General features: G+C 62.9%; 1 protein-coding gene. It reads left to right on the forward strand.

What is annotated here, in order from left to right:
* Positions 1 to 166 (forward strand): NifU family protein (locus RAD04_RS38990; protein ID WP_461628011.1); only part of this gene is annotated, 166 nt, incomplete at its 5' end.
* Between the last annotated feature and the right edge of the window lie 85 nt (positions 167 to 251).

The following is a 251-nucleotide window of genomic DNA, read 5'->3' on the forward strand; positions in this document are numbered from 1 at the left end:
GCTTGAGATCGACGGCAACAAGATCATGGTCAGGCTCACCGGGGCCTGCGTGTTCTGCAAGCTCGCCAGCGCGACGCTGGAAGGAATTCAGGCCCGCCTGATCGAGCGGCTCGGCGAGTTCGTCCGCCTGATCCCCGTTGCCGGAGCAGCAAAGCCTCGTCACTGAACAGCTTCGACGTTGGGAGAGGGATTCCGTGCGGCCGATCTACCTCGACAACAATGCGACGACCCGCACGGATTCCTCCGTCGTC

This window comes from Bradyrhizobium sp. 25ACV (assembly GCF_054863005.1).